Origin of the sequence: Flagellimonas flava, assembly GCF_050617915.1 — a bacterium.
GTDB lineage: Bacteria > Bacteroidota > Bacteroidia > Flavobacteriales > Flavobacteriaceae > Flagellimonas > Flagellimonas flava_A.
On record NZ_JBODQE010000005.1, the window covers coordinates 24,985 to 50,708 of the forward strand.

29 protein-coding genes and 1 tRNA gene are annotated in these 25,724 nt (G+C 43.1%); 8 read left to right on the plus strand and 22 right to left on the minus strand.

Annotated features, from left to right (window positions below; translation table 11 throughout):
- The first annotated feature begins 116 nt into the window (after positions 1 to 116).
- The 4 genes from ACRHOZ_RS13320 to ACRHOZ_RS13335 all read left to right on the plus strand — a co-directional run bounded on the left by ACRHOZ_RS13320 (position 117) and on the right by ACRHOZ_RS13335 (position 4,515).
- A complete protein-coding gene (locus tag ACRHOZ_RS13320) occupies positions 117 to 2,396 on the plus strand; it encodes a M28 family peptidase (RefSeq protein WP_431126422.1) in 2,280 nt (759 codons plus the stop codon).
- On the plus strand, positions 2,389 to 3,198 hold the full coding sequence (locus ACRHOZ_RS13325) for an SDR family oxidoreductase (RefSeq protein ID WP_431126424.1): 810 nt from the start codon (positions 2,389 to 2,391) through the stop codon (positions 3,196 to 3,198). The genes ACRHOZ_RS13320 and ACRHOZ_RS13325 overlap by 8 nt, the downstream gene beginning before the upstream one ends.
- A gap of 122 nt (positions 3,199 to 3,320) precedes the next feature.
- Positions 3,321 to 3,695 (plus strand): hypothetical protein, encoded by a 375-nt coding sequence (locus ACRHOZ_RS13330; protein WP_138836255.1) that lies wholly within the window; start codon positions 3,321 to 3,323, stop codon positions 3,693 to 3,695.
- Positions 3,696 to 3,819: 124 nt separating this feature from the next.
- Positions 3,820 to 4,515 (plus strand): hypothetical protein, encoded by a 696-nt coding sequence (locus tag ACRHOZ_RS13335; protein WP_431126428.1) that lies wholly within the window; start codon positions 3,820 to 3,822, stop codon positions 4,513 to 4,515.
- A 3-nt stretch (positions 4,516 to 4,518) separates the two neighbouring features.
- Here the strand turns inward: ACRHOZ_RS13335 and ACRHOZ_RS13340 are convergent, their stop codons facing one another.
- Together ACRHOZ_RS13340 and ACRHOZ_RS13345 are read right to left on the minus strand one after the other, a co-directional pair.
- Positions 4,519 to 5,016: a nuclear transport factor 2 family protein gene (locus ACRHOZ_RS13340; protein WP_431126430.1), complete on the minus strand. Its 498-nt coding sequence runs from the start codon at positions 5,014 to 5,016 to the stop codon at positions 4,519 to 4,521.
- Entirely contained in the window at positions 5,006 to 5,509 is a 504-nt protein-coding gene (locus ACRHOZ_RS13345) for a hypothetical protein (RefSeq protein ID WP_431126432.1), read from the minus strand. The genes ACRHOZ_RS13340 and ACRHOZ_RS13345 overlap by 11 nt, the downstream gene beginning before the upstream one ends.
- 64 nt (positions 5,510 to 5,573) lie before the next feature.
- Here ACRHOZ_RS13345 and ACRHOZ_RS13350 point away from each other — a divergent pair, with 64 nt between their 5' ends.
- Positions 5,574 to 6,518: an NAD-dependent epimerase/dehydratase family protein gene (locus ACRHOZ_RS13350; RefSeq protein ID WP_431126434.1), complete on the plus strand. Its 945-nt coding sequence runs from the start codon at positions 5,574 to 5,576 to the stop codon at positions 6,516 to 6,518.
- Positions 6,519 to 6,521: 3 nt separating this feature from the next.
- On the opposite strand, the gene ACRHOZ_RS13355 is transcribed toward ACRHOZ_RS13350, so the two are convergent.
- The 13 genes from ACRHOZ_RS13355 to ACRHOZ_RS13415 form a co-directional block, all read right to left on the minus strand.
- On the minus strand, positions 6,522 to 6,812 hold the full coding sequence (locus tag ACRHOZ_RS13355) for a hypothetical protein (RefSeq protein ID WP_422349869.1): 291 nt from the start codon (positions 6,810 to 6,812) through the stop codon (positions 6,522 to 6,524).
- Positions 6,813 to 6,854: 42 nt separating this feature from the next.
- A complete protein-coding gene (moaC, locus tag ACRHOZ_RS13360; protein WP_431126436.1) occupies positions 6,855 to 7,283 on the minus strand; it encodes a cyclic pyranopterin monophosphate synthase MoaC in 429 nt (142 codons plus the stop codon).
- A 4-nt stretch (positions 7,284 to 7,287) separates the two neighbouring features.
- Positions 7,288 to 7,728 carry a molybdenum cofactor biosynthesis protein MoaE gene (locus ACRHOZ_RS13365; protein ID WP_431126438.1) on the minus strand — a complete coding sequence of 147 codons (441 nt, stop codon included), beginning with the start codon at positions 7,726 to 7,728 and terminating at the stop codon, positions 7,288 to 7,290.
- A 244-nt stretch (positions 7,729 to 7,972) separates the two neighbouring features.
- A tRNA-Arg gene (locus tag ACRHOZ_RS13370) sits at positions 7,973 to 8,044 on the minus strand.
- Positions 8,045 to 8,091: 47 nt separating this feature from the next.
- Positions 8,092 to 8,505: a DUF6691 family protein gene (locus ACRHOZ_RS13375; RefSeq protein ID WP_431126440.1), complete on the minus strand. Its 414-nt coding sequence runs from the start codon at positions 8,503 to 8,505 to the stop codon at positions 8,092 to 8,094.
- Entirely contained in the window at positions 8,502 to 9,065 is a 564-nt protein-coding gene (locus tag ACRHOZ_RS13380) for a YeeE/YedE family protein (protein ID WP_431126442.1), read from the minus strand. Before ACRHOZ_RS13380 ends, ACRHOZ_RS13375 begins: the two co-directional genes overlap by 4 nt.
- 111 nt (positions 9,066 to 9,176) lie before the next feature.
- Positions 9,177 to 9,752, minus strand: a complete 576-nt coding sequence (locus ACRHOZ_RS13385) for a RidA family protein (protein ID WP_431126444.1) — start codon at positions 9,750 to 9,752, stop codon at positions 9,177 to 9,179.
- 36 nt (positions 9,753 to 9,788) lie between these two features.
- Positions 9,789 to 11,003, minus strand: coding sequence for a selenocysteine synthase (locus ACRHOZ_RS13390; RefSeq protein WP_431126446.1), 1,215 nt, complete (start codon positions 11,001 to 11,003; stop codon positions 9,789 to 9,791).
- A 16-nt stretch (positions 11,004 to 11,019) separates the two neighbouring features.
- Positions 11,020 to 11,490 (minus strand): RidA family protein, encoded by a 471-nt coding sequence (locus ACRHOZ_RS13395; RefSeq protein WP_431126448.1) that lies wholly within the window; start codon positions 11,488 to 11,490, stop codon positions 11,020 to 11,022.
- A 33-nt stretch (positions 11,491 to 11,523) separates the two neighbouring features.
- A complete protein-coding gene (locus ACRHOZ_RS13400; protein WP_431126450.1) occupies positions 11,524 to 12,462 on the minus strand; it encodes an RraA family protein in 939 nt (312 codons plus the stop codon).
- A 10-nt stretch (positions 12,463 to 12,472) separates the two neighbouring features.
- Positions 12,473 to 13,570, minus strand: coding sequence for a bile acid:sodium symporter family protein (locus ACRHOZ_RS13405; RefSeq protein ID WP_431126452.1), 1,098 nt, complete (start codon positions 13,568 to 13,570; stop codon positions 12,473 to 12,475).
- A gap of 10 nt (positions 13,571 to 13,580) precedes the next feature.
- Positions 13,581 to 14,834 carry an amidohydrolase/deacetylase family metallohydrolase gene (locus tag ACRHOZ_RS13410; protein ID WP_431126454.1) on the minus strand — a complete coding sequence of 418 codons (1,254 nt, stop codon included), beginning with the start codon at positions 14,832 to 14,834 and terminating at the stop codon, positions 13,581 to 13,583.
- Positions 14,835 to 14,846: 12 nt separating this feature from the next.
- Complete coding sequence (locus ACRHOZ_RS13415) at positions 14,847 to 16,619, minus strand: PQQ-dependent sugar dehydrogenase (protein WP_431126456.1); 1,773 nt, start codon at positions 16,617 to 16,619, stop codon at positions 14,847 to 14,849.
- A gap of 278 nt (positions 16,620 to 16,897) precedes the next feature.
- Between ACRHOZ_RS13415 and ACRHOZ_RS13420 the strand changes: the two genes are divergently transcribed.
- The 3 genes from ACRHOZ_RS13420 to ACRHOZ_RS13430 are packed head-to-tail and all read left to right on the plus strand — an operon-like array spanning position 16,898 to position 19,462.
- Entirely contained in the window at positions 16,898 to 18,118 is a 1,221-nt protein-coding gene (locus ACRHOZ_RS13420) for a sulfite oxidase (RefSeq protein ID WP_431126458.1), read from the plus strand.
- Between the two features lies 1 nt (position 18,119).
- Complete coding sequence (locus tag ACRHOZ_RS13425; RefSeq protein WP_431126460.1) at positions 18,120 to 18,572, plus strand: monoheme cytochrome C; 453 nt, start codon at positions 18,120 to 18,122, stop codon at positions 18,570 to 18,572.
- A gap of 8 nt (positions 18,573 to 18,580) precedes the next feature.
- Entirely contained in the window at positions 18,581 to 19,462 is an 882-nt protein-coding gene (locus ACRHOZ_RS13430) for a sterol desaturase family protein (RefSeq protein WP_431126462.1), read from the plus strand.
- On the opposite strand, the gene ACRHOZ_RS13435 is transcribed toward ACRHOZ_RS13430, so the two are convergent.
- From ACRHOZ_RS13435 to ACRHOZ_RS13465, 7 genes are all read right to left on the minus strand, one after another.
- Positions 19,459 to 19,728, minus strand: a complete 270-nt coding sequence (locus tag ACRHOZ_RS13435; RefSeq protein WP_431126464.1) for a heavy-metal-associated domain-containing protein — start codon at positions 19,726 to 19,728, stop codon at positions 19,459 to 19,461. The two genes, ACRHOZ_RS13430 and ACRHOZ_RS13435, sit on opposite strands and share 4 nt — an antisense overlap.
- Positions 19,729 to 19,761: 33 nt before the next feature.
- Positions 19,762 to 20,142 carry a rhodanese-like domain-containing protein gene (locus ACRHOZ_RS13440; protein WP_431126466.1) on the minus strand — a complete coding sequence of 127 codons (381 nt, stop codon included), beginning with the start codon at positions 20,140 to 20,142 and terminating at the stop codon, positions 19,762 to 19,764.
- A 6-nt stretch (positions 20,143 to 20,148) separates the two neighbouring features.
- Positions 20,149 to 21,558 carry an MBL fold metallo-hydrolase gene (locus ACRHOZ_RS13445; RefSeq protein ID WP_431126468.1) on the minus strand — a complete coding sequence of 470 codons (1,410 nt, stop codon included), beginning with the start codon at positions 21,556 to 21,558 and terminating at the stop codon, positions 20,149 to 20,151.
- Between the two features lie 66 nt (positions 21,559 to 21,624).
- The gene (locus ACRHOZ_RS13450) at positions 21,625 to 23,349 is read right to left on the minus strand and encodes a SulP family inorganic anion transporter (protein WP_431126470.1); all 1,725 of its coding nucleotides are present in this window, start codon (positions 23,347 to 23,349) and stop codon (positions 21,625 to 21,627) included.
- 62 nt (positions 23,350 to 23,411) lie between these two features.
- Entirely contained in the window at positions 23,412 to 24,044 is a 633-nt protein-coding gene (locus ACRHOZ_RS13455) for a Crp/Fnr family transcriptional regulator (RefSeq protein WP_431126472.1), read from the minus strand.
- 51 nt (positions 24,045 to 24,095) lie between these two features.
- Positions 24,096 to 24,509, minus strand: a complete 414-nt coding sequence (locus ACRHOZ_RS13460) for a GNAT family N-acetyltransferase (protein WP_431126474.1) — start codon at positions 24,507 to 24,509, stop codon at positions 24,096 to 24,098.
- 45 nt (positions 24,510 to 24,554) lie between these two features.
- Positions 24,555 to 25,706 (minus strand): phosphatidylserine decarboxylase, encoded by a 1,152-nt coding sequence (locus ACRHOZ_RS13465; protein WP_431126476.1) that lies wholly within the window; start codon positions 25,704 to 25,706, stop codon positions 24,555 to 24,557.
- Positions 25,707 to 25,724 lie beyond the last annotated feature (18 nt).

Genomic DNA, 25,724 nt, shown 5'->3' on the forward strand with positions numbered 1-25,724 from the left:
TACTTTTAGGGTTGATTAATAAATATAGGCTTTTTTAACGAATTATTTAAATTATTGGCAATGAACGTGCTAAGGTTTAAGAATTTCATATTTTTGGAAGCCAACTTAATCGAACTATGAAATTTTCTAAAAATCTTGCACTACTTCTGCTGGTTTTCTCTGTGTATTGGAGCTATCGGGCCCTAATGCCGCAATACAGAGGTGATGCTGACAAGGCGCCTCAATCTTTCGCTACGGATAGGGCTTTGGAACATGTTAAAAACATATCCAAAGAGCCACACGCAGTAGGTTTTCCTGGACACGAAAAGGTCAAAAGCTATATTATCTCACAGCTTAAAAAATTAGGGCTGGAAACCACTACCCAAGAGGGGTATACTGCGGGGGATTGGGCCAATCTGAGCAGGGTGACCAATATTCTGGCCAAAATAGAGGGTTCAGGGAACGGGAAAGCTTTGCTTTTACTAACCCATTACGATAGCAGTCCCCACTCCTCCCTAGGGGCTAGTGACGCAGGAAGTGGTGTTGCCACTATTTTGGAAGGGGTGCGGGCTTTTTTATCTGAAAACAAAACACCCAAAAACGATATTATCATTCTTTTTTCGGATGCAGAGGAATTGGGTCTTAATGGTGCCGACCTGTTTGTAAACAAACACCCTTGGGCCAAGGATGTGGGGCTTGTCCTAAACTTTGAGGCAAGAGGTAGTGGCGGCCCCAGTTATATGCTCATTGAGACCAATCGGGGCAACGCTAGATTGATTGAGGAATTTACCAAGGCCAGTCCAAAATACCCGGTGGCCAATTCTTTGGCCTACAGCATCTATAAAATGTTGCCCAACGATACAGATCTCACGGTTTTTAGGGAAGACGGGGATATTGAAGGTTTTAATTTTGCGTTTATAGATGATCATTACGATTATCATACCGTAATGGACAATTACGAACGACTTGATAGAAATACGCTAGCTCACCAAGGCAGTTATTTAATGCCTTTATTGGCCCACTTTAGTGAAGCTGACCTTGATCAGCTAAAAGCTGAGAGTGATTATATCTATTTCAATCTGCCATTTTTTAGATTGATTTCCTATCCCTTTTCTTGGATATGGCCCATACTAATCGCAGCAGTTGTTATTTTTCTATTCCTTTTGGGTTATGGTCTAAAACATCAAAAACTCAACTTCATAGATATTGGGAAAGGGTTTATTCCCGCATTGGTTTCCCTTATAATCAATGGCACCCTGGGCTACTTTGCTTGGTCCATGATCACTTGGTGGTATGGGGAATTCAATGATATGCTTCATGGATTTACCTATAATGGGCATCTTTACATTGTGGTATATGCCATGTTTTCACTGGCTGTTTGCTTTTGGGTATACCATAAATTCCGAAAAATTAATACGGCCAACCTTTTGGTCGCACCCATTTTTCTATGGCTGATTATTTGCATATTGGTCGGGATGTACCTAAAGGGAGCCAGTTTTTTTATCGTTCCGTTATATGGAACCTTAGCGGCTCTAATGGTCCTTATCAATCAAGATAAACCAAATCCGCTTTTATTGGTTTTTCTGGTCTTGCCTGCTATCTTTATCCATGCTCCCTTTATTAAAATGTTTCCTGTAGGACTCGGTCTCAAAATGATGGTGGCGGCAACAGTATTTACCACCTTGCTGTTCTTTTTGGCACTCCCTTTTCTAGGTCAACTCAAAAACAAAGAGCGGTTTGCCTATGTATTCCTTTTCCTGTTCTTTGCTTTTGGTATATCAGCCCATATAAATTCCAAATTCTCCGCAGAAAAGCCCAAACCTAGTAGCTTACTCTATGTGTACAATGCAGATAACGACTCCGCAGTTTGGGCAACCTATGATAAAAGCCTGATTGATTGGAACGCACAGTTTTTGGGTGAGGGAAAAAGGAAAGTAGATTCTGGGGATTACAATGCACTAACAAGTAAATATGGCACAGGGTTCCGATTGGTCAAAGAGGCTCCAAAAAAGGACATCCCTACCCCTTGGATAGATACACTCCTGGATACCATTATTGGGAATGAGCGCATTCTAGAGCTTTGTGTTACCCCTAAAAGAAAGGTCAACCGATTGGAAGTATTTACCAACGACATCCAACTTAATGCGGTCAAGCTCAATGGTATTATTCTATCTGATAGTTTTCTCGCTAATCGAAAACAAAGACTGATAACACATTATATTAGTAACAATGACTATACAGAATTGGAACTGAGTTTTCCAAAGGACAAAAAGTTGGAATTGACGTTTTATGAGTCCTCCAATGATCTCCTTTCCCATAAAGATTTCACCATCCCGCCAAGACCCGACTACAGCATTCCAATGCCCTTTGTTTTGAACGATGCGATCTTGGTAACGAAAACCTTGCGATTTGACTGAAAAAATTGGGATTTTAGGATGTGGTTGGCTGGGCTTTCCATTGGCCAAAGCGCTGGTACAGAAAAATTATGAGGTGCATGGGACCACCACATCTTTGGATAAGTTGGAATTACTTAAAAATGCAGGTATTAATCCTTATATGGTCTCCTTATCAGCATCTAAAATAGAAGGGGATATCCAAGATTTTTTATCCCAAATTGATACGCTCGTCATCAATGTTCCGCCAAGATTAAGAGGGGCAAACAAGGAAAGTTTTTTTGACAAGATGCAATTGCTTCTTAAGGCAATTAAAAATTCATCGGTATCAAGGATTATTTTCATCAGTAGTACAGCCGTTTATGGGGATGTAAGCGGTGAGGTCACTGAAGAAACACCTACCATGCCCAATACTGAATCTGGCAGGCAACTGGTACAGGCCGAAAAACTCTTACAGGCCGATGATTCCATCAGAACCACGGTTATACGCTTTGGAGGACTCATAGGGCCAAAAAGAAATCCCGCAACCATGTTATCTGGAAGAACAGGTCTCCGTAATGGGCATGACCCCATAAACCTGATTCACTTGGAAGATTGCATCCATATGATCATCACCATCTTGGAAAAAGGGTATTGGGGAGAGCTGTTCAATGGGGTTTACCCCCATCATCCTGCCAAACGGGATTTTTATACGGAACAGTCCCAAAAACTGGGCATTCCTCCGCCCATCTATCTCGAAGATTCGGAGAAAACCTCTGGGAAAACAGTGCTTAGTAAGAATTTTCTTGATAAATCACATGTCTTCAATACCTCCATAGCTTTGTAGTTGACCACACGGACAACACATTTCACAACAATTAAGATAAATTTAAGTTAATTAAACTCTTGGTTTCTAATATGTTACGACTGACAGCGTTAACTTTATATAAGCATTAAGTTATACATGTCATGGGAAATTCAAGATTAACGACAAGAATCTTGATGGAGATGGAGAATTTGATTACAAAAAGTAGTACAAGAGAAAACATAACCTCAAGATTTCAAGAATTACATCAGTCCATTCTGAGAAAGCACTACAATGCGGCCGATGTGGAAATTGACTATCACAATCACCGCATAAAAATGGATGTGGTACTTGATGATGGCGAATACGATCCAAAAACCATCAATATGGTGGTATCAACAATGCCCGTAAATCTCTTTTATAAAAATCTATGCGATTTTCTAAAGTCCTGTCTTTCCAAGGATGTAAAGAGTTTGGCATTTTATGCCAGCTTATTAAAACAATACACGGATAAGGACATTGCCATGATGGCATTGTAAATCAAAAAACTTGCTAGTGAAAAAGATGTCCTAAGGGCATCTTTTTGTTTTTGATTCATATAGTATTCTTTAACAGCATCATACCAATAATTTTTTTAGTTTTGGCGCACCTAAACGTGAACAAATGAAAAAGTTAGTTGTGTTGTTGCTCGTGTTCGTGGGCTTCAACGGAATTTCCCAGACGCAAAGTGAGCTATTAAAACACTACCAAGACTACTACAAGGAAATGCGCTTGCAAGGTGACATCAATGGAGTTATCGGGGCACTTACCCACTTGAATGTTTTATCCCCTTCCAAACAACGAAAGGATACTTTGGCCTTTGTGTACATGAACAACGGTCAGCATATGCAGGCTTTAAATACCATTGGAATAGAAAAAAATGGGGATGACTCGGATTTGGCCGTACAGGTAAAGGCTGTTTCCCTGAAGGCCTTAAATCAACCTAAGCGTGCCTTGGAGCATTTCGAGATTCTTTTTACGAGAGCTCCTTCTGCCTATCTCGCCTACGAATTGGCTGATCTAAAAATTCAGACTGGTGATATAGAGGGTGCTACCGCTAATATTGAATATGGCATTACCAACGCCCAAGATGATATGAAATATGCCTTTTATGAAAGGCAACAACCATACGAAGTTCCTTTAAAGGCCGCCTTTTATCACTTACAAGGATTGGTGATCTACAACAAGGACAAAAGCAAGATAGACGACGCAATCGCCTCTATAGATGAAGCGCTTAAAATAGATGCCAACTTTAATCTGGCAAGTTTGAGCAAACAAGCTTTGGAAGCGAGAAAGGAAAAACCGGAAGGAGAAAATTAAAATCTATTGTTTGCCAAGCTGCAGTAAAAGCAAACTGTCCTTTTCTTTCTTGAGTTCGATCAATTCCGACACATTTTCGTTGGGAACGGCTATGGACAACACATAATGGGCAATTTTCCATTGCCCATTTTCTTTTTTTAGGGCCCCGGAACCCCTACATAGTTTCATCTGGGTATCCAACAGCTCATCAAACCAAGCAAAATCCTTGGATTCGTTGATATAAACATTTCGCTCCACGGCGGTAAAACTCCATGCTTTTCCGCGGTCAAAATAGGGTTTGGAAAACTCCCTAAATTCCTTGTTTTGCCAATTTTCCGTGGCATCTGTTCCCAAAAACACCCCATCATCCGTCATTTTGGAAAAATAACCGTCAAAATCGGCATTGGATGCTGCCAAATGCCATGCATCCAACAGTTGACCTATCTGTTGTTTATCATCAGTTTGGGCTTGTAAGGATACAGCGCAAATCATCAAAATCAGCATCAAGAATCTACTCTTCATCCAAAATCAGTTTTTTGTCCAATTGACTATTAACAACAACATTGAGTTGCGCCCGCATGGCATTATAGGCCCTGATCATCTCAATGGTGGGCTCCGTTGTTTCACTATTGTTAAGCACGTGGGATTTTGCTTTGAACAAGTAGGTCTTTACCACCCTTAACCGACTCTTGATCTCAAAGGCGTCAAACATTGCTGGATACTGCGATTTCTCCAACAGGCTTTGTTTATCGATCAAATCATCCAGCGCCAAAGCAAGGTCTTCATTGTTCTTGGCCTTGTACAAGACATCAAAACTTGAGTTGAATGCCCTAAATTCAGGCCAGTCTTCCAACAGCTCATTAGCCTTGGTATTCAATACCGTTCGTTGTGGCATCTTTTGATAGTTGAAAACAATCTCTTCAAAAGTGGACTCTTCCGGGCTTGCATTCTTATCCTTGCACCCCAATCCCATTAGAACAATTCCGGCTGCCAATAACCCTAACAATTTTCGCATGGACGAATGTACAAATTTTAATAAAGGCTATCTTTACGGGCTAACTCAATTAACTTCATTTTAAATGCAAAAACCAATTCTTATTCTTGGAGCATGCGGTCAAATTGGCACAGAGCTAACCATGGAATTGCGTACCAAATATGGGAAGGACACCGTAATAGCAAGTGACATTAGAGAAGGAAGCGAATCCCTGATGGATTCAGGGCCATTTGAGCTTTTGGACGCTACCAATTATGAGGCTATTGAAGATGTGGTGATGCATTATGAGATTGATGAGGTATACCTAATGGCAGCCATGTTGAGTGCCACAGCGGAAAAATTCCCCATGCGCGCCTGGAACCTCAACATGAACTCCTTGTTCAATGTTCTCAATTTAGCGAAAGACAGGAAAATCAGTAAAATCTTTTGGCCCAGCAGCATTGCCGTTTTTGGACCAAATACACCTAAAGAGAACACCCCCCAAAGTACCGTCATGGAACCTAGCACGGTATATGGCATAAGCAAACAATCTGGGGAACGTTGGTGCGAATATTATTTTAACAAGTTTGGGATTGATGTCCGTAGTGTTCGTTATCCAGGACTTATAAGTTGGAAGACCATGCCAGGCGGTGGTACCACAGATTATGCGGTTGAGATCTATCATAAAGCTTTGGAAATGGGGCAATACAACTGTTTTCTTCAGGAAGACACTAAGCTCCCCATGATGTATATGGATGATGCCATAAGTGCAACCTTGAATTTGATGGAAGCTGATACGGAAAAAATCAGCGTGCGATCATCCTATAATTTGGGAAGCATGAGTTTTACCCCAAATGAAATTGCCCAAAGCATCAAAGAGCATATTCCCGAATTCCAGATGGATTATCAACCCGATTTTAGACAGGCGATAGCAGATTCCTGGCCTAGCAGTATTGATGATAGTTTTGCCAAAAGGGATTGGGGGTGGCAACCCAAATTTGATTTGGACAGTACCACTGCTGAAATGTTGCGCAATTTAGGTCAGGAGTGAGGACTATTCTTCTTCTGAGCTAAATCCATGCTCTGATGAATTGTCCATTCCAAGAACAGTGGCATCCGCTTCATCAAAATTAATGATGGTGTGTTGAAGTTTTGAACTGATTTTGACCAAAAAAATAGTATCGATGGTGGTCACTTCAACCGCTTCAACAGCCTCTCCTTTGATATTCTTAAACTTAATGATATCCCTGTCCCCATATCCATCAGGATACTTTTGAACTAAAAGTTGAAGTACCCCAGGGGTAAGCTTTTTATAATCGATAATGACTCTCTTAGGATTGGACATCGGAGCGAGATTATCATCAATTGCCTCTTAAAATTATAAAAATTATCCGTTGTGGATATCCGATTTGCCCCCGGTCTTCTTTAAAAGCTTAATGTGATGTATTTCCACACCTTTGTCAATAGGCTTGAGCATGTCGTACATATTCAGTGCCACAACGCTTGCTCCATGCATGGCCTCCACTTCCACTCCAGTTTTGTAAAAGGTCTGCACCTTCACTTCAACGGTAATTTCCAAACCGTCAATAGTGTAATCAATTGCGCAGTGTTCCACTGGGAGTGGATGGCAATCCGGAAGTAAGTCTGCGGTTTTTTTTACCCCTAAAAATCCTGCGGCCTTGCTCATGGAAAAAACATCGCCTTTGGGAACCGTACAAGTTTGAATGGCCTTTATGGTCTCCTTTTTGCTAACCTTGACCACTGCTTGTGCAATGGCCGTCCTATGGGTGGACTGTTTCTGGGTAATATCTACCATAGGTTTAAGTGTTTACCTTCCATTGATAGGAATCATCTTCAAAAATCTCTTTTCCAAAAACGGGAACCTTTGCTTTTATCTCCTCCACAACATAACGAATAGCGTCAAAGGCAGTCTTTCGATGCGGGGACGATACAAATACAAACAGACAAAGTTCTCCCACCGGGACTTTGCCCAAACTGTGATATATATGCATACAAGTAAGGTCGTATTGGTCAAACGCACTTTCCCTTATCTCATGGAACTTTTGGTTGGCCATTTCCTCATAAGCCGTGTACTCTATGGCCCCTACAGTTTTGCCATCAATTTTGTCGGCCCTAACCTGTCCCAAAAAAATATCATGCGCCCCAATTTGGGTCTTATGTTGATGATGCGTTATGGATTCTGCAATAAATGAGGGGTTTATGGCTCCCTCAACAAACACGTTTTTAACCTTCTTTTCCATTTAGGAACTGTTTTTTGCTAAGGTAACCAAGAAATGGGAAAGCTGAAGAAAATTTGTAGCCCTGGCAAGAATTGCCGCAACCAGGTACGGCATAAACATCGGTTCCAAAGCCTTGCTTTGGGTGCTACGCACCTTTGCGTGTCTACTTTGTAGCCCCGGCAACAATTACCGTAAACAGGTATGGCATAAACTTCGATTCCAAAGCCTTGCTTTGGGTGCTGCGCACCTTTGCGTGTCTACCTTGTAGCCCCGGCAAGAATCGAACTTGCATCTAAAGTTTAGGAAACTTCTATTCTATCCATTGAACTACGGGGCCATTCCCATAAACGGATAGCAAAAATATGTTTTTTTGGGAATCAAATACTAATGTGGCAGTTTGCTTTTTAGAAGACCGTAGGTAAAAGTGCCCAGTAAAGCTCCAAAAAGGACAATCAGAATGGGAAGGAATCCTGCTCCTACCAGTGTATACATGGGTCCAGGACAGGCGCCAGCCAAAGCCCAGCCCAAACCAAAAAGAACACCACCAACAGCATTGGCAATGAAGTTTCTTTTCTTATCCTCTATGACAATTTCATTCCCCTGAAATGATTTGGCTTTGGAACGCTTCACCCATTGAACAAACAATACCCCCAAACCTACCGCGGACCCAATAATCCCATACATATGGAAAGCATCGAACTGGAACATCTCGTAGATTCGGAACCAAGAAGCTGCCTCGGATTTGTAGAGCACAATCCCAAAAAAGGTGCCGACTATTAAAAAAGCTAAATTTCTCATGGGCTAAAAATTAAGGGAAACAAGAAGTGTATCATGACCAGGCCGCCAAGGAAAAAGCCCAATACCGCTACCAAGGAGGGAAGTTGAAGATTGCTCAAACCTGAAATAGCGTGTCCCGAAGTGCATCCACCCGCATAACGGGCGCCGAAGCCCACCAAAAACCCCGCTACTATTAAAATAATCCAAGTGAAAGGACTGGATAGGCTTTCCACTGAAAAAAGTTCCGAAGGTAAGTAAGCACTTCCTGCACTTGAAAAGCCAAGTTCATTCAAAGACGTAATTGAAGATTCAGAAATGGCCACACCCGCTTCGGAAGATAGAAGGTTTGCGCCTAAAAAACCTCCAATGACCACCCCTACAACCACCATCAAGCTCCAACTTTTGGATTTAATGTCGGTTTTAAAATAGTCCGCAATTCGACCCGCACCACCAATAGAGCACATCGTTTCCAAATTGGTTGACATACCAAAGCGCTTGCCCATTAATACCAACAGCGCCATAACAAGGACAATCAAGGGTCCAGAAACGTACCATGGCCATGGTTGCAATATAAGGTCCATTTAGAATAAAATTTTTCCAAAGTAAAACACTTGACCTGAAACCTCAGGTAACCAAAGTTACACAAGGGATTTCCCGGTAGCATTGGAAATAGACTGGTAACCAAAAAGTTCTTAGTCCTCTACCTCTACGATCATTTCAATCTCCACGGCAATGTTACGTGGAAGTGAGCCCATTCCAACCGCAGCTCTGGCATGCTTCCCACGGTCACCGAAGACTTCGACCATTAAATCGGAAAAGCCATTGATGACCTCGGGGTGATCGCCAAATTCGGGTATGGCATTCACCATCCCCAACACCTTTACCACGCGTTTTACCTTGTTCAAATTTCCCAATTCAGCTTTAAGAACTGTAAGTTGGTTGATACCGGTAACCCTTGCCGCTTCATATCCTTGTTCCACGGTCAAGTCACCACCCACTTTTCCAGTAATCAATTCCCCGTTGGCTTGGGTTGGTCCCTTTCCAGCCAAAAACAGCAGGTTGCCTGTCCGCACCACGTTCACATAGTTTGCAACTGGGGAGGAAGGTGTACCAAGAGTTATGTTTAGATCAGCCAATTTGGCTTCTGGATCGTAATCACTTACAGCAACAGGATCAGCTGTAGCTGGCTTTTGCTCCTCTTGGGCTTGTGGTGATTCTTTACATGCTATAAAGGCAATGGTCAAAACAAATAGAATGTACTTTTTCATTTTAGTCTGGTTTAAACGTTTTGGTGTTTCCCAAAGTTACGCATTGGCCAGAATTTCCTTAAGTCTCTCTGCAACAATCCTTTCCTGACCGGGAACCATCATCCATGTGGTAATCCCAATGGTTTCCTTATTGCCCACGGTAGCAATGGAAGGATGTCCTTCCTTCAGTTTTTTTCGAGCTTCCTCTGGGGTAATCTTGACCTTATTTTGATCCCATTTGATCCGTAGCGATGGTACATGATTGGCATGGGGTGGTACATGAATCTCAGATTCTACCCCATCAACCGAAGTTGCGCTATCGCTAATCAATTGAATCTGGTTTTCCCACATTTCCCATTCTTTTTTGTGGTCTTTGTTCAGATAAAGTTCAAGGGCTACCAACATCCCCAAGACCTCCTCTTTGTTCACCTTCATCCCCCTAGCGATAGTTGTGCCTCTTGGTGGAGTATGCAATCGTGCAGCTTTAATCAAATCCTTTCTGCCTAGCAATAGTCCAGCACTTTGTGGCCCTCTTATTCCTTTACCTCCCGAGAATGCAACAAGATCAAAACCTAGTTTGGTGAACTTAAATAGATTTTCCACAGGAGGAACATCCGCCGCACAATCTATAAATGTTGGTATGCCATGCTTTTTCCCGATGGCTACAAATTCCTCATAGCCCACTTCCCCTTGATCCGTATTGGCATTCAAAAACCAGAGCATCGCCGTCTTATCATTGATTTTCTTCTCCAGTTCTTTGGCAGTTTTGACCTTCACCAACTTGGCGCCAGTATTTAATAAGGCATGGGTATACCCTATATCATGGGCCTCTTGGAGAATTACTTCATTTTTCAAACCCGTAGTGTCCGGTAATTGGGCTACCTTTTTTTGGTCCATCCCGCAAATCACACCTGCTAAACCTATGGTCATGGCGCCAAAAGCTCCGGAAGATACCGTGGCATATTCACAGTCCACGAGTTCCGCAATACGTTCGCCAACCTTGTCATGTAGTTGGTCAAGGTCTACATACTCGGTAGTTCCAAATTTGATGGCTTCCACTACCTCTTTGGGCATCATGGAACCTGTCATGGAGGTATACGTTCCAGCGGCATTGATAAAAGTCCTTAAACCCAGTTCCTTAAATAAATTCCTTCCTACAGGCTTAGCCATATTGGCACCAATAGTTTGAGGGGTCAACAATCCAGCTCCAGCCAAACCTCCTATTACAGGAAGACTGGACAATGTTTTTAATAATTTTCTTCTGCTGATCATGATTCTGTTCTTAGTGTTAATCCAATGCGGCTATACAGTCTATTTCTACCAGTGAGTTTCCTGGCACACCACCATAGGTTGCCACGGTAGTTCTCACGGGAGGGTTTTTGCCAAATCGGCCTCTATATACCTCGTTCATTTTATGATAATCGGCCAAATCTGCGAGGTAAACATTCACTTTTAAAACCTTGTCCATTGAGGTTCCGTTTTTGACCAATTCTTTCTCTACTTCCTTAAGCACATGATCTGTATGGGCTTTGATATCCCCATCAAAATGAGCTCCTTTTCCTGCTACATAAAGGGTATTGCCATGTCTTATCGAGCCTGAAAACAAGGGCACATCCTGGTCGTTTACAATTTCTCCCACAACTTCCTTTACGGCCCTTTTTTCCTTTGCAATTGCGGCTACCGTTCCTGCACCAAAAAATGCGGCCACACCCAATCCTATGCGCTTCAACGATGATCTTCTATTTGTTACTTTTTTCATTTTGTATGTTTTTGATTTTAGTTATTAACTGATTTACCACATGCGTTTTTTGAGCAACTCCTGAATCTGCTCTTTGGGGACCGGAAGCTCATCTATATGATCTTTCAGCCATCCTGAAAAATCCTTTTCAATTTCATCTGTCCATTTGTTATCAATTTGCCCAGGGGTATATTTGCCTTCTTTCAATCGGGAAATCCCGAACAAATCACGAAGTCTTACCACTTCGGAGGTAACCACCACTTTTTCGGCCAAATGGGAGGGAACAAAGACCACTCCTTCCTTTTTTGCCAAAACCACATCTCCCGGCAAAACCGTTGCCGCTCCCATTCGGATAGGCTGATTGATGCCTAGCAGCATCACCTCTGTTAAAAATGACGGGTGCCAACCACGCACAAAAGCGTTAAAGCCCTCTATCTCGGAAAGTCCTTCCATATCCCTACTGGAAGCATTGAAAACAACCCCAGTCTTGGACTTTGCATAGATGGAATTTCCCAAATTATCACCAATCAAGGTTCCATCCACTATTTTTCCAAAGGCGTCGGCAACATAGACGTCCCCTTCCTCCAACATGTCTATGGGCCAGGAATTGGTGTTTCCAATCCTTCCCTCCTTTGTCCCGTTTTCTTTGATCACAGTTGCCACATCCGGGCGATTGGGCATGTATTGAACCGTAAGTGCTCTTCCTACCACCACAACATCATCATGCAAGGGCTGCCAGCCACCTTCAAACTGGTTGTGATATCCCTCATTTCTCAAAACGCCCCAGGCTTCTTCTATGGTAACCTTTTTCATTCGTTCCAAAACATCGTCAGCCACTTTAGGCCGACCATCATCAAAGCGCTCTCCCTGCCACTGTGGTGTCAGAAAAAGGATCTGCTCCTTGGAGGTGGTCTGTGCTTGGACTGAAGCCTGAATAAGAAAAAAGGCTACTAAACAGACTATTTTACAATACTTGAATAGGGTTGGTTTCATTTTTGAATTTTTATTTTTCTTCTTGATTCTCATTTTTAAAAGGGCTTTTTTCGCGCCACCAGGTGGCCAAAGAGGAACCTGAAATGTTCATCCATGGGCCAAAAATGGCCGGGGCCAATCCGATGGTGGCCACCTTGCCCATTTCCAGAGCAATTCCTGAAGCCAATCCAGCATTCTGCATTCCCACTTCCAAGGCGATGGTCCTGCAATCCTGCTCTTTCATTTTCAAAATCCTGCAACCCCAATAACCCATGAAATAGCCCGCCATATTGTGCAAGATGGCAGCAACAACCAGGAATAATCCAATAGATAATAGGCTATCCCTACCAGCAGCTGTTATGATTACAATAATAAAGGCGATTCCTGCCATGGAAACAATGGGCATGGCCTTATCCAACCATTTTGCCTTTCCGTGAAAAAAGTGGTTGAACAATAGTCCTACCGCCACAGGCAGAATCACAATTCTTACAATGCTCAACATCATGGACCAGAAATCAATAGGTACAAATTCACCTGCAAATACCTCCATCAATAATGGGGTCATTAGGGGAGCCAATAAGGTGGAAACAGCCGTTAGCGTAACCGAAAGGGCCAAATTGGCCTTGGCCAAATACGCCATTACGTTGGATGCCAGACCACTTGGTGACGATCCCACCAAAACTATACCAGCCGCAATCTCTGGAGGAAAAGCAAACAGAGTAGCTATGCCAAATCCCAAAACCGGCATTATGGTGAACTGACATACCAATCCCACCAATACGCCCTTGGGCATTTTTACCACGCCCATAAAATCCTTAAAACTCATGGCCGTCCCCATTCCGAACATGATGATCTGCAACAGCGGCACAATCAAGATCTTGAACTCAAATCCACCAGCTTCTTGAAAATAGGATGGATAGTACATGGCCAAAGTGACCGCCGCAAAAATTAAAATGGTATAGGAAAACCCCTTTAAAAAAGAATGCCCTCTTAAGGCCAAGGCCAATAAGAGGAAAAAGAGGACCAAGGCAGGTCCTGAAAGTTGGGTATTCCCCGTTACCAAAAATGCAATTCCAGCAGCAAGACAGACGAGTCCAATCGCAAGCAGGATCTTATGTTGTTTTTTCATAAATATGTAGTTAGTTAGCTTTCCATTCTTCTTTGGATATTCCATTCATGTCCCAGACCACTTTCCCTTCCCTAAGGGTAAGTTCGCATTCAATACGCTCAGAACCAGTAATCTTTTTTCCTCGGACATCCACAAACCCAAATTCCCCCTTTCTTACACTGATCAGGGTAACATCGGCTACAGCGCCTTCACTAAGATGACCCAAATCGGGTCTTTTAATAATGGTGGCCGGGTGATGGGTAACGGCATGCACCACTTCCTTTAAGGACATCCCCATCGCCAAAAATTTGGACATGATATTGCTCAAATCCTTCATACCAGCATTCATACTGCCCGTATGCAAGTCCGTACTGATCGAATTGGGTTTGAACCCTTGTTCCAAGGCAGGAATGGCTTGATCAAAAAGAAAACTTCCCCCGCCATGGCCCACATCGAAAATTATTCCTTTTTTTCGAGCTTCAAAAACGTAATCACGCACTTTTCCGCTGCCATCAACAATGGGAGTTCTACCTCTGACATTGGCGTAGGCGTGCGTAAAAATATCACCAGGCCTAAGTTTCTCGAGCAGTAAGGTTTTTAACGGAAGTTCAGGTTCGCTGCCCCCAAAATCAATCATAACAGGAATACTTGCCAAGGTGCCAGCTTCCACGGCACGTTCCGTTGGTGTCCAGTCAAAACCAGAATAATGGGCCAATTTTACCCCAACCACAGCCTTCGGATTTTGCTTGGCCACCATAGCGGTCAACTTGGCATCCATATCCGTTAAATTTTGCTCAACAGCCCCGCCTTTCATCCCTGACCCAATAATGTTCAAAAAAGCCAGTACCCTGGTTTTAGAGCGGTCAATAACTTGTTCTTTAAATACATTAAAATTCCTCCATCCCGCACCGCCAGCATCCACTATGGTAGTTACGCCACTCCTAAACGTAAATCCATCCGGTGGTAGGGCCGAAAAGCTATTGCTCAAATAGGCTCCTGGTAAAGTTCCATGAAAATTATGGCTATGGATATCCAAATATCCAGCGGATACGATCAATCCTTTGGCATCCACAACATTTTTTGCGCTTTTCTTGGGAATGTTTGCAGCCACCTTGGCAATCTTTCCATCGCTTATGGCTACATCCATGGCTTGATCAATATTGTTTTTTGCATCGATGACATGACCGTTCTTAATCAGAATGTCATAGTCCTGCGCGTGCGTCTGTAATGTGGTAACAGCAAACGCGCAACATAGCAATATGCTGAGGATTGGATTTGCTTTCATAATATGTTCTATTTAATGGGTATGGTTATTCTCGTCTTCTTCTTCCTGCGTATCCAATTTTGCTCGTACCGCCTGAACCTCTTCTTCGGAAATAGCACTCGCATCATTGCCAAAGTTCGATCGGATGTAGGTAAGGACCTCCGCTATATCTTCATCACTTAAAAAACTGTGCTGGGGCATTACACCGTTATAAACGGTTCCATTGATCTCAATGCTACCGTCCATTCCTTCCAAGGTAACTCCGATAAGACGTTCCTTATCCCCAGTCACCCAATCGGTGTCCACCAAAGGTGGAAATCTCCCTGTGGCACCTTGACCATCTCTTTGATGGCAGGCACTGCAATAGGTGTAATAGGTTTGTGCGCCTCCTGAAATGATTTCATCCTTTGTCAGGTCATCTTCAATTTCGTCCGGGGTACGAATGTGGGACAACTCCTTTCTTGCTTCCATTGCTGCCAAGTCAGTTTCACCAAAAGTTGCCTTATCACCTTCAAAAACAATTTTCCAAATTTTTCCTTTTACGGAATCCGATAAATACATAGACCCATCAGGTCCAAATGCAATTCCCATAGGTCTGAATTTTGCATCCCTAACACTAACTATGGGGTCTACTTTGGCAAAACCATCCGCAAAAACCTCCCATTCCCCAGAAGGTTCTCCATTCTTAAAAGGTACAAAACCTACAAAATATCCCGATTGCGGATAGGGCGCCCTATTTGTGGATCCATGGAAAGCGATAAAAGCCCCGTTCTTATAGCGTTCGGGAAATTGATCGCCTTGATAAAAAACCAAATCGTTGGGAGCCCAGTGGCCTGGAAAGCCAATTATGGGGTCATCGCACTCTTCGCATCTGCCCACTATTTTGCCATCCCCACCATATTCAGGGGCCAGGACCTTTTTCTCTTGTAGTTGATCATAGTAGCAATAGGGCCATCCAAAATCAGAACCTTCCTCAACCCTTATAAATTCCTCAGACGGAAGCAATGCACTTTGCCAGCCATTGAATTTATTTGGAAACAATCGCAATAAATCATCCCGTCCATGGACAACCACATAAAGGTTCTTATCATCTGGGTTCCAATCCATAGCCACAACGCTACGAATCCCAGTCGCAAATTTTTGCCCATCCTCCTGGGTCTGGTTCAGTTTATTGGCATCAAATTTCCAAATGCCCCCGTGTTTCTCCAAATCCGGACATGGATCCTGTCCTGGAGCTCCTGGGGTTCTTTTTGGACTCTGGCAGGCATTGGATGGAGCACCAAAGGGCACATACATATTCCCTTGATCATCAAAAGCCAAAGGCTTGCCAATATGCTCATGTTTACCGTGTTCATGGTCGTCTGTAAGAACCACCTCCACATCTCCTTCAGGAATCCGGCTTCCAGGAGTTAATTTATAGCGATAAACCACCAGCTCGGAGCTAAAATAAAGGTAACCGTTATACACATGCATAGCGGTTGCATAGCTCCATTTTTGCTTTTTTCGGTAACCTCCAAACTTGAGGACTTCTTCTGCTTTGCCGTCATTATTGGGATCGTGCAGTACGGCAATAGCCGAATTTTCATTTGAGTTGCGAAGTTTGGCATACACTTGACCTTCCGGTGCTACCGCCAAATGCCTTACCCGTTCAGCTATACTATCCACCATGACAGTGGCCTTAAATCCTTCAGGTAAGAACAACCCTCCGTTGGGTTCACCTGTATCTTTTTCACATCCTGATGCCATTATACCGAATGCTACACCAAACAGTATAACCTTTAACTGTAGACGAATGCCTTTCCCCATGTTTTTGCTGTAATAATGGTTGATTATTGAGCGAGGTTCTTCAAGAACCTTTTTAAGGTATAACTATATTCCGTTCGTTGCCAAAAAAGTAGACGAAGGACGTTGTTGCGCCTCTTTACGCCGATATTCTACTGATAATATGCAATTTACCCATATTTGGCCAAACCAACCCTTTAGAATGTGATGCTCCCACGGCATAAATTGATTCATTTTTAAGCCTGTCCCTACTGCTATAATCCGTATCTTTTGATGCGTGGATTTGATAGCTAATTTTGACTATGGACAGAAGAAATTTCTTGGGCAAAAGCATATTGGGAACCCTTGCTGGGACTTTTGGTTTTGAGATTGTTTTTGCCAACAAACTTCCCTCCAATTACCTTCCTCTTTTCTTGCAGGATCAAGACCCGTTCAAGCTTTTTGCCAAGGACAAGGAGATGGTGGTACTCAACAACAAACCTTGGAACATGGAGGCCCAAGCCCATCTTTTGAATGATCGGGTAACTCCAAACCAATTCATGTTCATCCGAAACAACGGTATCATCCCCGCAAACATAGATGCCTCGCAATGGACCCTGACCATTGATGGGGAATCCGTGCAATCCCAAAAGCAATTTTCGTTACAAGATTTAAAAAACAAGTTTGGACAATATACCTACCAATTAACCCTTGAGTGTGGTGGTAACGGGCGTAGTGAGTTTGACCCTCCTGCCAAAGGAAACCAATGGACGATCGGGGCTGTTTCTTCTGCCCAATGGACGGGTGTTCGCTTACGCGATGTTTTGGAATCCGTGGGGCTCAAGTCCGATGCAGTTTATGTTGGATACCATGCTGCGGATACCCATTTGAGTGGTGACCCAAACAAAGAACCTATTTCCAGAGGTGTCCCTATTGCCAAGGCACTACAGGATGAGACCTTGCTTGCCTTTCAAATGAACGGGGAGGACATTCCTTTGGCCCATGGTTACCCTTTGCGATTGGTTTGCGGAGGATGGCCAGCTTCAGCTTCGGGAAAATGGATCAACCGCATCAGTGTTCGAAACAAAGTACATGATGGAGCCAAAATGGGAGGCAGTTCGTACAGAGTCCCTTGTGAAACCGTATCCCCAGGAACCAAGGTTGAGGATGAGGATATGTGTATTATTGAATCCATGCCTGTAAAATCCTTGATTACCTACCCCAAAAGTGGAGCCCTGATCAAAGCCGACAGAAAGCTGAATATCAATGGCCATGCTTGGGCAGGTGATCTTCTAGTTGCCCAAGTGGAGTACTCCATTGATTTTGGAAGTACCTGGATAAAATGCAAGTTGGAGCAGCCTGTCAATAGGTTGGCTTGGCAGCATTTTTCAGCCACTATCAGCTTTCCCAAAAAAGGATATTATGAAGTTTGGGCCAAAGCCACAGACCAAAATGGCAAAAGTCAGCCCATGGTATTACCAGGTTGGAATCCCAAGGGTTATTTAAACAATGCTTGTCACCGAATTGCCATTAAAGTAGTATAGCATGAAAGGGGATTTTATCCATCAAGTGAAGCAGCTATCGCGACTTCTCTTTTTATTTTTACTCTTATTTATAGTGTTGTTCGGCGGCTTGTTCTATTGGGTCAATCGACCACCAAAACCAGCATTAGAGATTGATGAAATTATACCCGTTGTTGCTGTGGATGATAGCATAGAAAATGGCATTCATCTGGCAACAGGATTTGTCGACGATGAGGGCATGCAGGCGACCATTCAAAATTGCACCAATTGCCATTCGGCCAAATTGGTGACGCAGAACCGTATGAGCCGGGAAGGTTGGGAAGCCACCATTCGCTGGATGCAAGAAACCCAAAACTTATGGGATTTAGGGAATAACGAAGACCTCATCCTTAGCTATTTGGCCAAAAACTATGCTCCTACCTCCAAGGGCAGACGGCAAAACATAGACCAAACTGTATGGTACGAACTTGAGTAGATTTAGTCATGGAATATATTGAAGCTTTTACGAACAGCTTTTTGGGCACCGCACAATGGACATGGAAGTCCATCCTATTTCAGGTGCCTTGGAACACCAACTATTTTTGGGGATTGATTATCATCTCCTTGCTCGTATGGGGCCTGGAAATCCTATTTCCATGGCGAAAAGGGCAATCGATTTTCCGCAAGGACTTCTGGCTGGATGGTTTTTATATGTTTTTCAACTTCTTCATCTTCGCCATAGTGGTAAGCGGGGCGTACAAGATTTTGGAAATCCTCTTTGGCAAGCTCGGAATTACCGCAAAAAGTATTGCAGTGGTCGATTTAACGGCACGGCCCGTTTGGCTTCAGTTATTCATCTTTTTTATAGTGTTGGATTTTGTCCAGTGGTTTACCCATGTCATGCTTCATCGGTTTCCGGTACTGTGGAGGTTTCATCAGGTGCACCACAGTGTAAAGGAAATGGGATTTGCCGCACACTTGCGGTACCATTGGATGGAAAATATTCTCTATAAACCTTTAAAAACCTTTGGGGTAATGCTCTTGGGAGGCTTTGAACCTGAACAGGCTTTTATTGTACACTTTGCGGCCATTGCCATTGGTCACCTGAATCATGCCAATGTCAAAATTACCTATGGGCCATTAAAGTACATTTTCAATAATCCCGTAATGCACTTGTACCATCATTCCTATGTGCTGCCCAAAGGGAGTTATGGAATTAATTTTGGGATAAGCCTAAGCCTTTGGGACTATCTTTTTAAAACGAATTACATTCCTGAAGATAGCGGTACCATTGCACTGGGATATCCTGGTGATGAACATATGCCCAAAGGTTTTTGGGGACAACTTTTTTACGGTTTCGGAAAAACCAAATCAAAGGATTCTTAGTTTCCGAATCGTCCTATCGCACAACTTACATACGATTTTGCTTTGAGCAAAACCCCATTGTCATCTTCCAAGACAGGATAGCCAAGAGTTCTTAATTTTTCCCTTAGCGCCACAGCTGTAGGCTCAGAACCATAGCTTACCTTGACCATTCCAGATTCCGGATTCACCTGTACCTCCTCAACATCTTCCATAGATTCAAGTTTGGATACAATGGTATTGGCACAACCTCCGCATTTAAGGTTTTGCACTTGAAATTCAATTTTCATTTTAAAAATACTAGGTCTGGGAGAAATTTCTTTTTATTCCGATTTTATCCAATCATCATAACCTCCTGAATAGTCATAAATAGTTTCGAAGCCCAAGTCCTGTAAAATCCCTACTGCACGATTACTTCTTCCACCCTTCTTACAGTAGAGGTAAATGGGAGCCTCCTTGTCCATTTGCGATATCCGCTCTTCGAAATCAGAGGCATTAACATTGATATTAACAGCGTCTCCAATATGCCCTTTCGCATACTCCTCTGGGGTTCTAACGTCCACCAACTGGACACCTTGGCCCAAAGCCTCAGCCTGCATGGTAGCTTTGTCAATTTTCTTTATTGCGTTTTCCTTCTGTGGTTGACAAGAAAAGCACAGTAGGCAACAAACAATTGACGCCAGGTACCGCAAGCTATTTTTCATTTGATACTATTTCAAGGTAGTTGGACACACATAGTCGGTCACGGGAATTCCCGCTTCTTTGATGGCTTTAAATCCACCGGCTACGTCCACTAAGTTATGAATTCCCCGACTTTTGAGAATGGAAGCCGCGATCATACTACGGTAACCTCCTGCACAATGCACATAAAAGGTCTCTTCCGAAGGAAATTCAGCCAAATGATCATTCAAATAGTCAAGAGGTGCTAAGGCAGCGTCTTCAACGTGCTCAGCCAAAAACTCCGGTTCCTTTCGAACGTCAAAAACGGGAACTTTTTGCTCCAATCGTTCTTTAAACGTGGTTGCATCAATACTCTCAACGGAATCCAATTCCTTACCAGCATTTTGCCAAGCTTCCACTCCACCTTTTAAGTAACCCAAAGTACCATCAAACCCAACCCTGGACAACCTTGTGATGGTTTCTTCTTCCTTGCCTTCCGGGGCAATTAAAAGAATGGGTTGCTTTACATCCGCAATGAGCGCTCCTACCCAAGGAGCAAAACTACCTCCAAGTCCAATAAAAATTGAACGTGGCACATGTCCTTTGGCAAAGTCGTCTTGATGACGCACGTCCAAGAGCACTGCTCCCGTATCGTTCGCTGCTGTTTCAAAAGCATCCGGGCTTAGCCCTTGGGTTCCGCGTTCCAAAACCACATCTATATCCTCATACCCTTCTTTGTTCATTTTTACATTTAATGGAAAGTACTGCGGTGGTGGCAATAGCCCGTCTGTCACCTCAGCAATAAACTCTTCCCTTGTCATATTGGCTCTTAGGGCATAGTTCATTTTTTTCTGATTCCCTAAGGTATCCACCGTCTCTTTCATCATGTTTTTTCCACAGGCAGACCCAGCTCCGTGCGCGGGATATACAATAACATCATCCGCCAGGGGCATAATTTTACTTCGCAAACTATCATAGAGGGTTCCCGCCAGCTCTTCCTTGGTCATGTCCGCAGCTTTCTGTGCCAAATCCGGTCTACCCACATCCCCTAAAAACAGGGTGTCACCGCTGAATATGGCATGGTCTTTTCCAGTTTCATCCTTGAGCAAAAAGGTGGTGCTCTCCATGGTATGTCCTGGAGTGTGAAGCACTTTTATGGTGAGCTTTCCCAACTTGAATTCCTGACCATCCTTTGCAATAATGGCTTCAAAGGACGGGTTGGCCATTGGGCCGTAAACAATGGGTGCGCCAGTTTCCTTGGATAAGGTGACATGGCCGCTCACAAAATCAGCGTGAAAATGCGTCTCCAGAATATACTTGATCTTTGCGTTGTCTTCCTTGGCTCTTTTGGTGTAGGGTTCCACTTCTCTAAGCGGATCTATAATCGCTACTTCACCTTCGCTTTCAACATAATAAGCCCCTTGGGCCAAGCATCCTGTATATATCTGTTCTATTTTCATGATTTTGAAATTTTGTTCAAAAATAACTTCATTGCATCAACCCTACAGTGACCAAAGTTACAAAGCTTAGGTTTTAGATTGCAGGGATATTTTTTCCTGGATTTTACTCCGTTTCTTTTGATTGGAGCAGTATTCCACGGCCTCCAAGATTCTTACAAAAAGGTTTTCTTTACCAATGATATCGATTAAACCACTGCTCTTAAAGATATCCCTTGTAGGGCCAATAGCTCCTGAAATAAAAAACTGGATTCCTTTTTTCCTAAGATCTTTGACGATCCGCTCCAACATGGCCGCTCCACTACTATCAATATAATTTATGGCCTCTGCATTGAGAATTACGAATTTTAGTTGGCTTCCCTTCAAGTCAACCTGTTTGTAAAGCTGCCTTTTAAAGTAGTCCCTATTGCCAAAATACAATTGCGCATCAAATCTTAAAATCAACTTATCCGGGTCTACCTCCACCTCTTCAGAAAAGCGATCAATATTTTTGAAGTAATCCGTGTCCTTAATTCTGCCCAAAATGGCAATATGGGGATGCGAAGTCCTGTACACCAACAAAAACAAGGAAAGCAAAACCCCCAATAAAATGCCTTCAATGAGACCTATGAAAAGTGTCATTGCGAATGTTACGAGCAATAAGAAAAATTCATCCTTTCTGTTTCTCCACAGGGTCAAGGGATATTTCAAATCCACAAGCCCAAACACAGATACCATAATGATGGCGCCCAAGACGGCCGTAGGTAAATTATAAAACAAGGGAGTCAGGAAGAGTAATGTTCCAGCAATAAAGAGGGCACTGAACACCAAGGACATTCCAGTCTTGGCACCCCCATTTTCATTGACCGCTGTTCTTGAAAAGCTCCCAGATACAGGCAAGGATTGGAAAAATGAACCCAATACATTGGACAATCCCAAGGCCCTTAATTCTTGATTGGCATCCAGTTCATACTCCGGATGACGTTCCTCCAAAGTCTTAGCTATGGAAATGGCTTCCATAAATCCATAGAGTGCCACAGTGATGGCCAAGGGCAAAATTTCTCCAAGCTCAATCAGCTGAACATTGGGGAATTGAAACCCCGGCAGACCTTCGGGAATGGCCCCTACCAGAGGAACACCTCTATTTTCCAAGCCAAAAAAGGTCACTGCCAAAATCCCCAGAATAACAATGAGCAAAGCTATGGGCAATCTTTTTCCCACTTTTCCCAAAAGCAGGATTATGGCAATGGCCACCAAACCAACAATAAGGGCAAAGGTGTTGATATACGACAGGCTGTTGAAAATGTTCTGAAGCAGCTCATGAATTTTGCTCGATTGCGCGAATTGGGTTCCCAGAATATGTTTCAATTGCCCTAAACCAATTAAAATGGCCGCCGCGGATGTAAACCCACTGATGACCGGTTTGGACAGAAAGTTAACGAAGAACCCCATTCTAAAGATTCCAAGCAAAATCTGCACCCCACCTACAACCATGGTCAAAAAAAGTACCGCTGCTATATAATCTTCCAAGGAAGCCAAATGTAAGGCTCCGATACCAGCGGCCACCAACAGGGAATCCATTGCAACTGGCCCAACTGCCAACTGTCTGGAAGTACCTGTAAGTGCGTAAACAAGTTGTGGTACCAGAGCGGCGTACAATCCATAAATGGGGGGTAAGCCGGCAATCATGGCATAAGCCATGCCCTGGGGCACCAACATAATCCCCAAACTTATGCCTGCAAACAAATCACTCACAAAAGCCGAACGATCGTACTTTTTTATCCAGGACAAAATGGGAAAATACCGTGCTAACATTTAGTGGCTTTGGGCAAATGTAAGGTAGTTCATTCTGATTTTCGGTAACCTAAGACACAAACCTAAAGGTCTATAAGTTCTATATAGTTTCTATGCAAAATCAGTTTCTGCATCTTTTCCAGCTTCTTCAGAAGCCTGGAAACCACTACTCTGGAAGTATGCAGATCATACGCAATTTCTTGATGGGTGCTCCTAATACATTTATCATTGGTAACCTCGGATTTCTTTACGAGATAGTCCACCAATCTCTGGTCCAAATTCTTGAATGCTATGCTGTCCACAGTCTGCATTAACTCGTTCAATCGGCTGTGATAACTGTCAAAAACGTAATTTCTCCACCCCCTGTACTTTGCCAGCCATTCTTCCATTTTTTGCACGGGAACCATAATCATTTTTGCTTCGGTTTCCGTAATGGCCCTGATCTCACTTTTGGTCTGTCCCAAGCAGCAAGCCATGGTTACGGAGCAGGTCTCGCCTTGCTCCAAATAATACAAAAGCAGTTCGTCCCCTTCATCATCCTCCCGCAGTATCTTTATGGCTCCGGATAGTAGTAAAGGCATACTCCTTACATAATTGCCAATATCCATCAACATTTCACCTGCTGGATATTCAACAAGCTTGCCCACACTCATAATTTCATCCAACAACGGCTGCTCAAAATGATTCCCGAAGATGTTGTACAGTTCAGTCTCCATGGTACAGAATTACCTTTTAAAAGTAGTCATTTAACTTCTTAAATTCCCAGGTTATTTCTGTACGATTTTGAACATGCCGGGACCTTTCATTGGACGTTTGGAATAGCCAAATTGATGATAGAACGCAGCTACTCCCTGTGCAGCCATAAGCCCCACAAAGGCATATTGGGAGATGGTTTCATTTAGGTACTTTTCAATTTCCTGCATTATCATTCTACCTATGCCCTTCCCTTTAAATTTCGGATGAACAATTACATCCTGAACGTAAAAATAGATGGCTCCATCTCCCACTACCCTTCCCATTCCTATTGGCTGATCGTTATAGCACACACAGACCGAGAACAGTTCGTTTTGCAATGCCTGTTCCACTTGGGCGTCCTCCAGTTTTTCCCATTCGGTAGTAGCTCTTAAATGCTGATAATCCTCCAGGGTCAATGGTCTAAAGTGTAGCCTTGAGCTGTCCATGTTAATTTGACTTTTTATGAATCAAAATACAACCAAAAGCCTTCCTTAGTTATGCAAATCCCCAATTTTTTGACCCAAGTTAACGCTGACACCTCCCAGTTTCCCTTTTTCGAACAATAGAAGCACCGTGGAGCCACCATAGGCAAAATGACCCAACTTATCTCCTTTATATACCTGTACAGGGTCTGTAGATTTGATGTTTTTAAACCTTTCTTCAAACACAACCGATCCAATGGTTTGGAGTCCGATGGGAATCATGGCAATGTGACCAAATTCCTTGGTGTCAATAATGTAATATCCATGTTTGAAATTTTGGAAAACACTATAATCTTTATTGTAAGCAACATTGCCATCATTGATGATGTCCAAAATATCAGGCATTCCAAAAAGCCGATCTCCAACTTCTTCATTGGATTCTACCATAATCCCAGATATGGGTGCATGAAAATGGTGATAATTGGTGGGTAATAGAAACACGGCCATGGCCTTTCCTCCAATAAATTTTTCAGCAAATTTTGAATTCCCAAGGAGTTCCTTCAAACTTAAGGTCATTCCCGCCTTGGTGGGCAGCTTGGAATCCATTTGGACGTCATTATTGATCATGTTGATCACTCCATCTGCTGGGGAAACCAAAACCGAATTGTCATCTACTGCGGTAATGGGCCTTGCGCCAGGCTTTAAATCGCGGGTGAAGAAGTGGTTGAAGGAGGTAAATCCGCCTTCTGGATACACAAAATCCTCATGGCCCAAATTGGGGTTGGATAACCATTTATCCACCTTTTTGGTGGAAGCCCCACTATCCATAAATTTCCCTCGGTCCTCCACAAAATCCAAAGACCAACTTAGGCCAGGCTCTTCCAAAATAAATTGCATCCCATCTGGATTTTTAAAGTACAGAAACGAGAATTCTATAATTCGATCCAGGCCATCATCCGTCATGGGAAGAAAATAGAACCACTCGTTCAAAAAGGCATATAGGTCTTCCACACCTTTGCCCTGCCATGGATTGGCAGAACCATCGGGTAAGGCGTGGACATTCTTGAACATTTTGTCCACAGTTTGCTTAAAACCCTTGTCGGTTGTATATAGTTGTTTCAACTGACTTACAGGTTTACAGTCTTCTTGGGCCCATAGTCCAGTTTGGAGACCCACAAACAAAAACAGGAATACAAGATTCCGATGCACTTGCTTTTTCATAGTTGCATTCATTTAGAT

What these genes read in the sequence shown, in the direction of transcription:
- ACRHOZ_RS13320 (WP_431126422.1), top strand. Translation starts at nt 117, where the DNA reads ATGAAATTTTCTAAAAATCTTGCACTACTTCTGCTGGTTTTCTCTGTG.
- ACRHOZ_RS13330 (WP_138836255.1), top strand. Translation starts at nt 3,321, where the DNA reads ATGGGAAATTCAAGATTAACGACAAGAATCTTGATGGAGATGGAGAAT.
- ACRHOZ_RS13335 (WP_431126428.1), top strand. Translation starts at nt 3,820, where the DNA reads ATGAAAAAGTTAGTTGTGTTGTTGCTCGTGTTCGTGGGCTTCAACGGA.
- ACRHOZ_RS13340 (WP_431126430.1), bottom strand. Translation starts at nt 5,016, where the DNA reads ATGAAGAGTAGATTCTTGATGCTGATTTTGATGATTTGCGCTGTATCC.
- ACRHOZ_RS13345 (WP_431126432.1), bottom strand. Translation starts at nt 5,509, where the DNA reads ATGCGAAAATTGTTAGGGTTATTGGCAGCCGGAATTGTTCTAATGGGA.
- ACRHOZ_RS13350 (WP_431126434.1), top strand. Translation starts at nt 5,574, where the DNA reads ATGCAAAAACCAATTCTTATTCTTGGAGCATGCGGTCAAATTGGCACA.
- ACRHOZ_RS13355 (WP_422349869.1), bottom strand. Translation starts at nt 6,812, where the DNA reads ATGTCCAATCCTAAGAGAGTCATTATCGATTATAAAAAGCTTACCCCT.
- moaC (WP_431126436.1), bottom strand. Translation starts at nt 7,283, where the DNA reads ATGGTAGATATTACCCAGAAACAGTCCACCCATAGGACGGCCATTGCA.
- ACRHOZ_RS13365 (WP_431126438.1), bottom strand. Translation starts at nt 7,728, where the DNA reads ATGGAAAAGAAGGTTAAAAACGTGTTTGTTGAGGGAGCCATAAACCCC.
- ACRHOZ_RS13375 (WP_431126440.1), bottom strand. Translation starts at nt 8,505, where the DNA reads ATGAGAAATTTAGCTTTTTTAATAGTCGGCACCTTTTTTGGGATTGTG.
- ACRHOZ_RS13380 (WP_431126442.1), bottom strand. Translation starts at nt 9,065, where the DNA reads ATGGACCTTATATTGCAACCATGGCCATGGTACGTTTCTGGACCCTTG.
- ACRHOZ_RS13385 (WP_431126444.1), bottom strand. Translation starts at nt 9,752, where the DNA reads ATGAAAAAGTACATTCTATTTGTTTTGACCATTGCCTTTATAGCATGT.
- ACRHOZ_RS13390 (WP_431126446.1), bottom strand. Translation starts at nt 11,003, where the DNA reads ATGATCAGCAGAAGAAAATTATTAAAAACATTGTCCAGTCTTCCTGTA.
- ACRHOZ_RS13395 (WP_431126448.1), bottom strand. Translation starts at nt 11,490, where the DNA reads ATGAAAAAAGTAACAAATAGAAGATCATCGTTGAAGCGCATAGGATTG.
- ACRHOZ_RS13400 (WP_431126450.1), bottom strand. Translation starts at nt 12,462, where the DNA reads ATGAAACCAACCCTATTCAAGTATTGTAAAATAGTCTGTTTAGTAGCC.
- ACRHOZ_RS13405 (WP_431126452.1), bottom strand. Translation starts at nt 13,570, where the DNA reads ATGAAAAAACAACATAAGATCCTGCTTGCGATTGGACTCGTCTGTCTT.
- ACRHOZ_RS13410 (WP_431126454.1), bottom strand. Translation starts at nt 14,834, where the DNA reads ATGAAAGCAAATCCAATCCTCAGCATATTGCTATGTTGCGCGTTTGCT.
- ACRHOZ_RS13415 (WP_431126456.1), bottom strand. Translation starts at nt 16,619, where the DNA reads ATGGGGAAAGGCATTCGTCTACAGTTAAAGGTTATACTGTTTGGTGTA.
- ACRHOZ_RS13420 (WP_431126458.1), top strand. Translation starts at nt 16,898, where the DNA reads ATGGACAGAAGAAATTTCTTGGGCAAAAGCATATTGGGAACCCTTGCT.
- ACRHOZ_RS13425 (WP_431126460.1), top strand. Translation starts at nt 18,120, where the DNA reads ATGAAAGGGGATTTTATCCATCAAGTGAAGCAGCTATCGCGACTTCTC.
- ACRHOZ_RS13430 (WP_431126462.1), top strand. Translation starts at nt 18,581, where the DNA reads ATGGAATATATTGAAGCTTTTACGAACAGCTTTTTGGGCACCGCACAA.
- ACRHOZ_RS13435 (WP_431126464.1), bottom strand. Translation starts at nt 19,728, where the DNA reads ATGAAAATTGAATTTCAAGTGCAAAACCTTAAATGCGGAGGTTGTGCC.
- ACRHOZ_RS13440 (WP_431126466.1), bottom strand. Translation starts at nt 20,142, where the DNA reads ATGAAAAATAGCTTGCGGTACCTGGCGTCAATTGTTTGTTGCCTACTG.
- ACRHOZ_RS13445 (WP_431126468.1), bottom strand. Translation starts at nt 21,558, where the DNA reads ATGAAAATAGAACAGATATATACAGGATGCTTGGCCCAAGGGGCTTAT.
- ACRHOZ_RS13450 (WP_431126470.1), bottom strand. Translation starts at nt 23,349, where the DNA reads ATGTTAGCACGGTATTTTCCCATTTTGTCCTGGATAAAAAAGTACGAT.
- ACRHOZ_RS13455 (WP_431126472.1), bottom strand. Translation starts at nt 24,044, where the DNA reads ATGGAGACTGAACTGTACAACATCTTCGGGAATCATTTTGAGCAGCCG.
- ACRHOZ_RS13460 (WP_431126474.1), bottom strand. Translation starts at nt 24,509, where the DNA reads ATGGACAGCTCAAGGCTACACTTTAGACCATTGACCCTGGAGGATTAT.
- ACRHOZ_RS13465 (WP_431126476.1), bottom strand. Translation starts at nt 25,706, where the DNA reads ATGAAAAAGCAAGTGCATCGGAATCTTGTATTCCTGTTTTTGTTTGTG.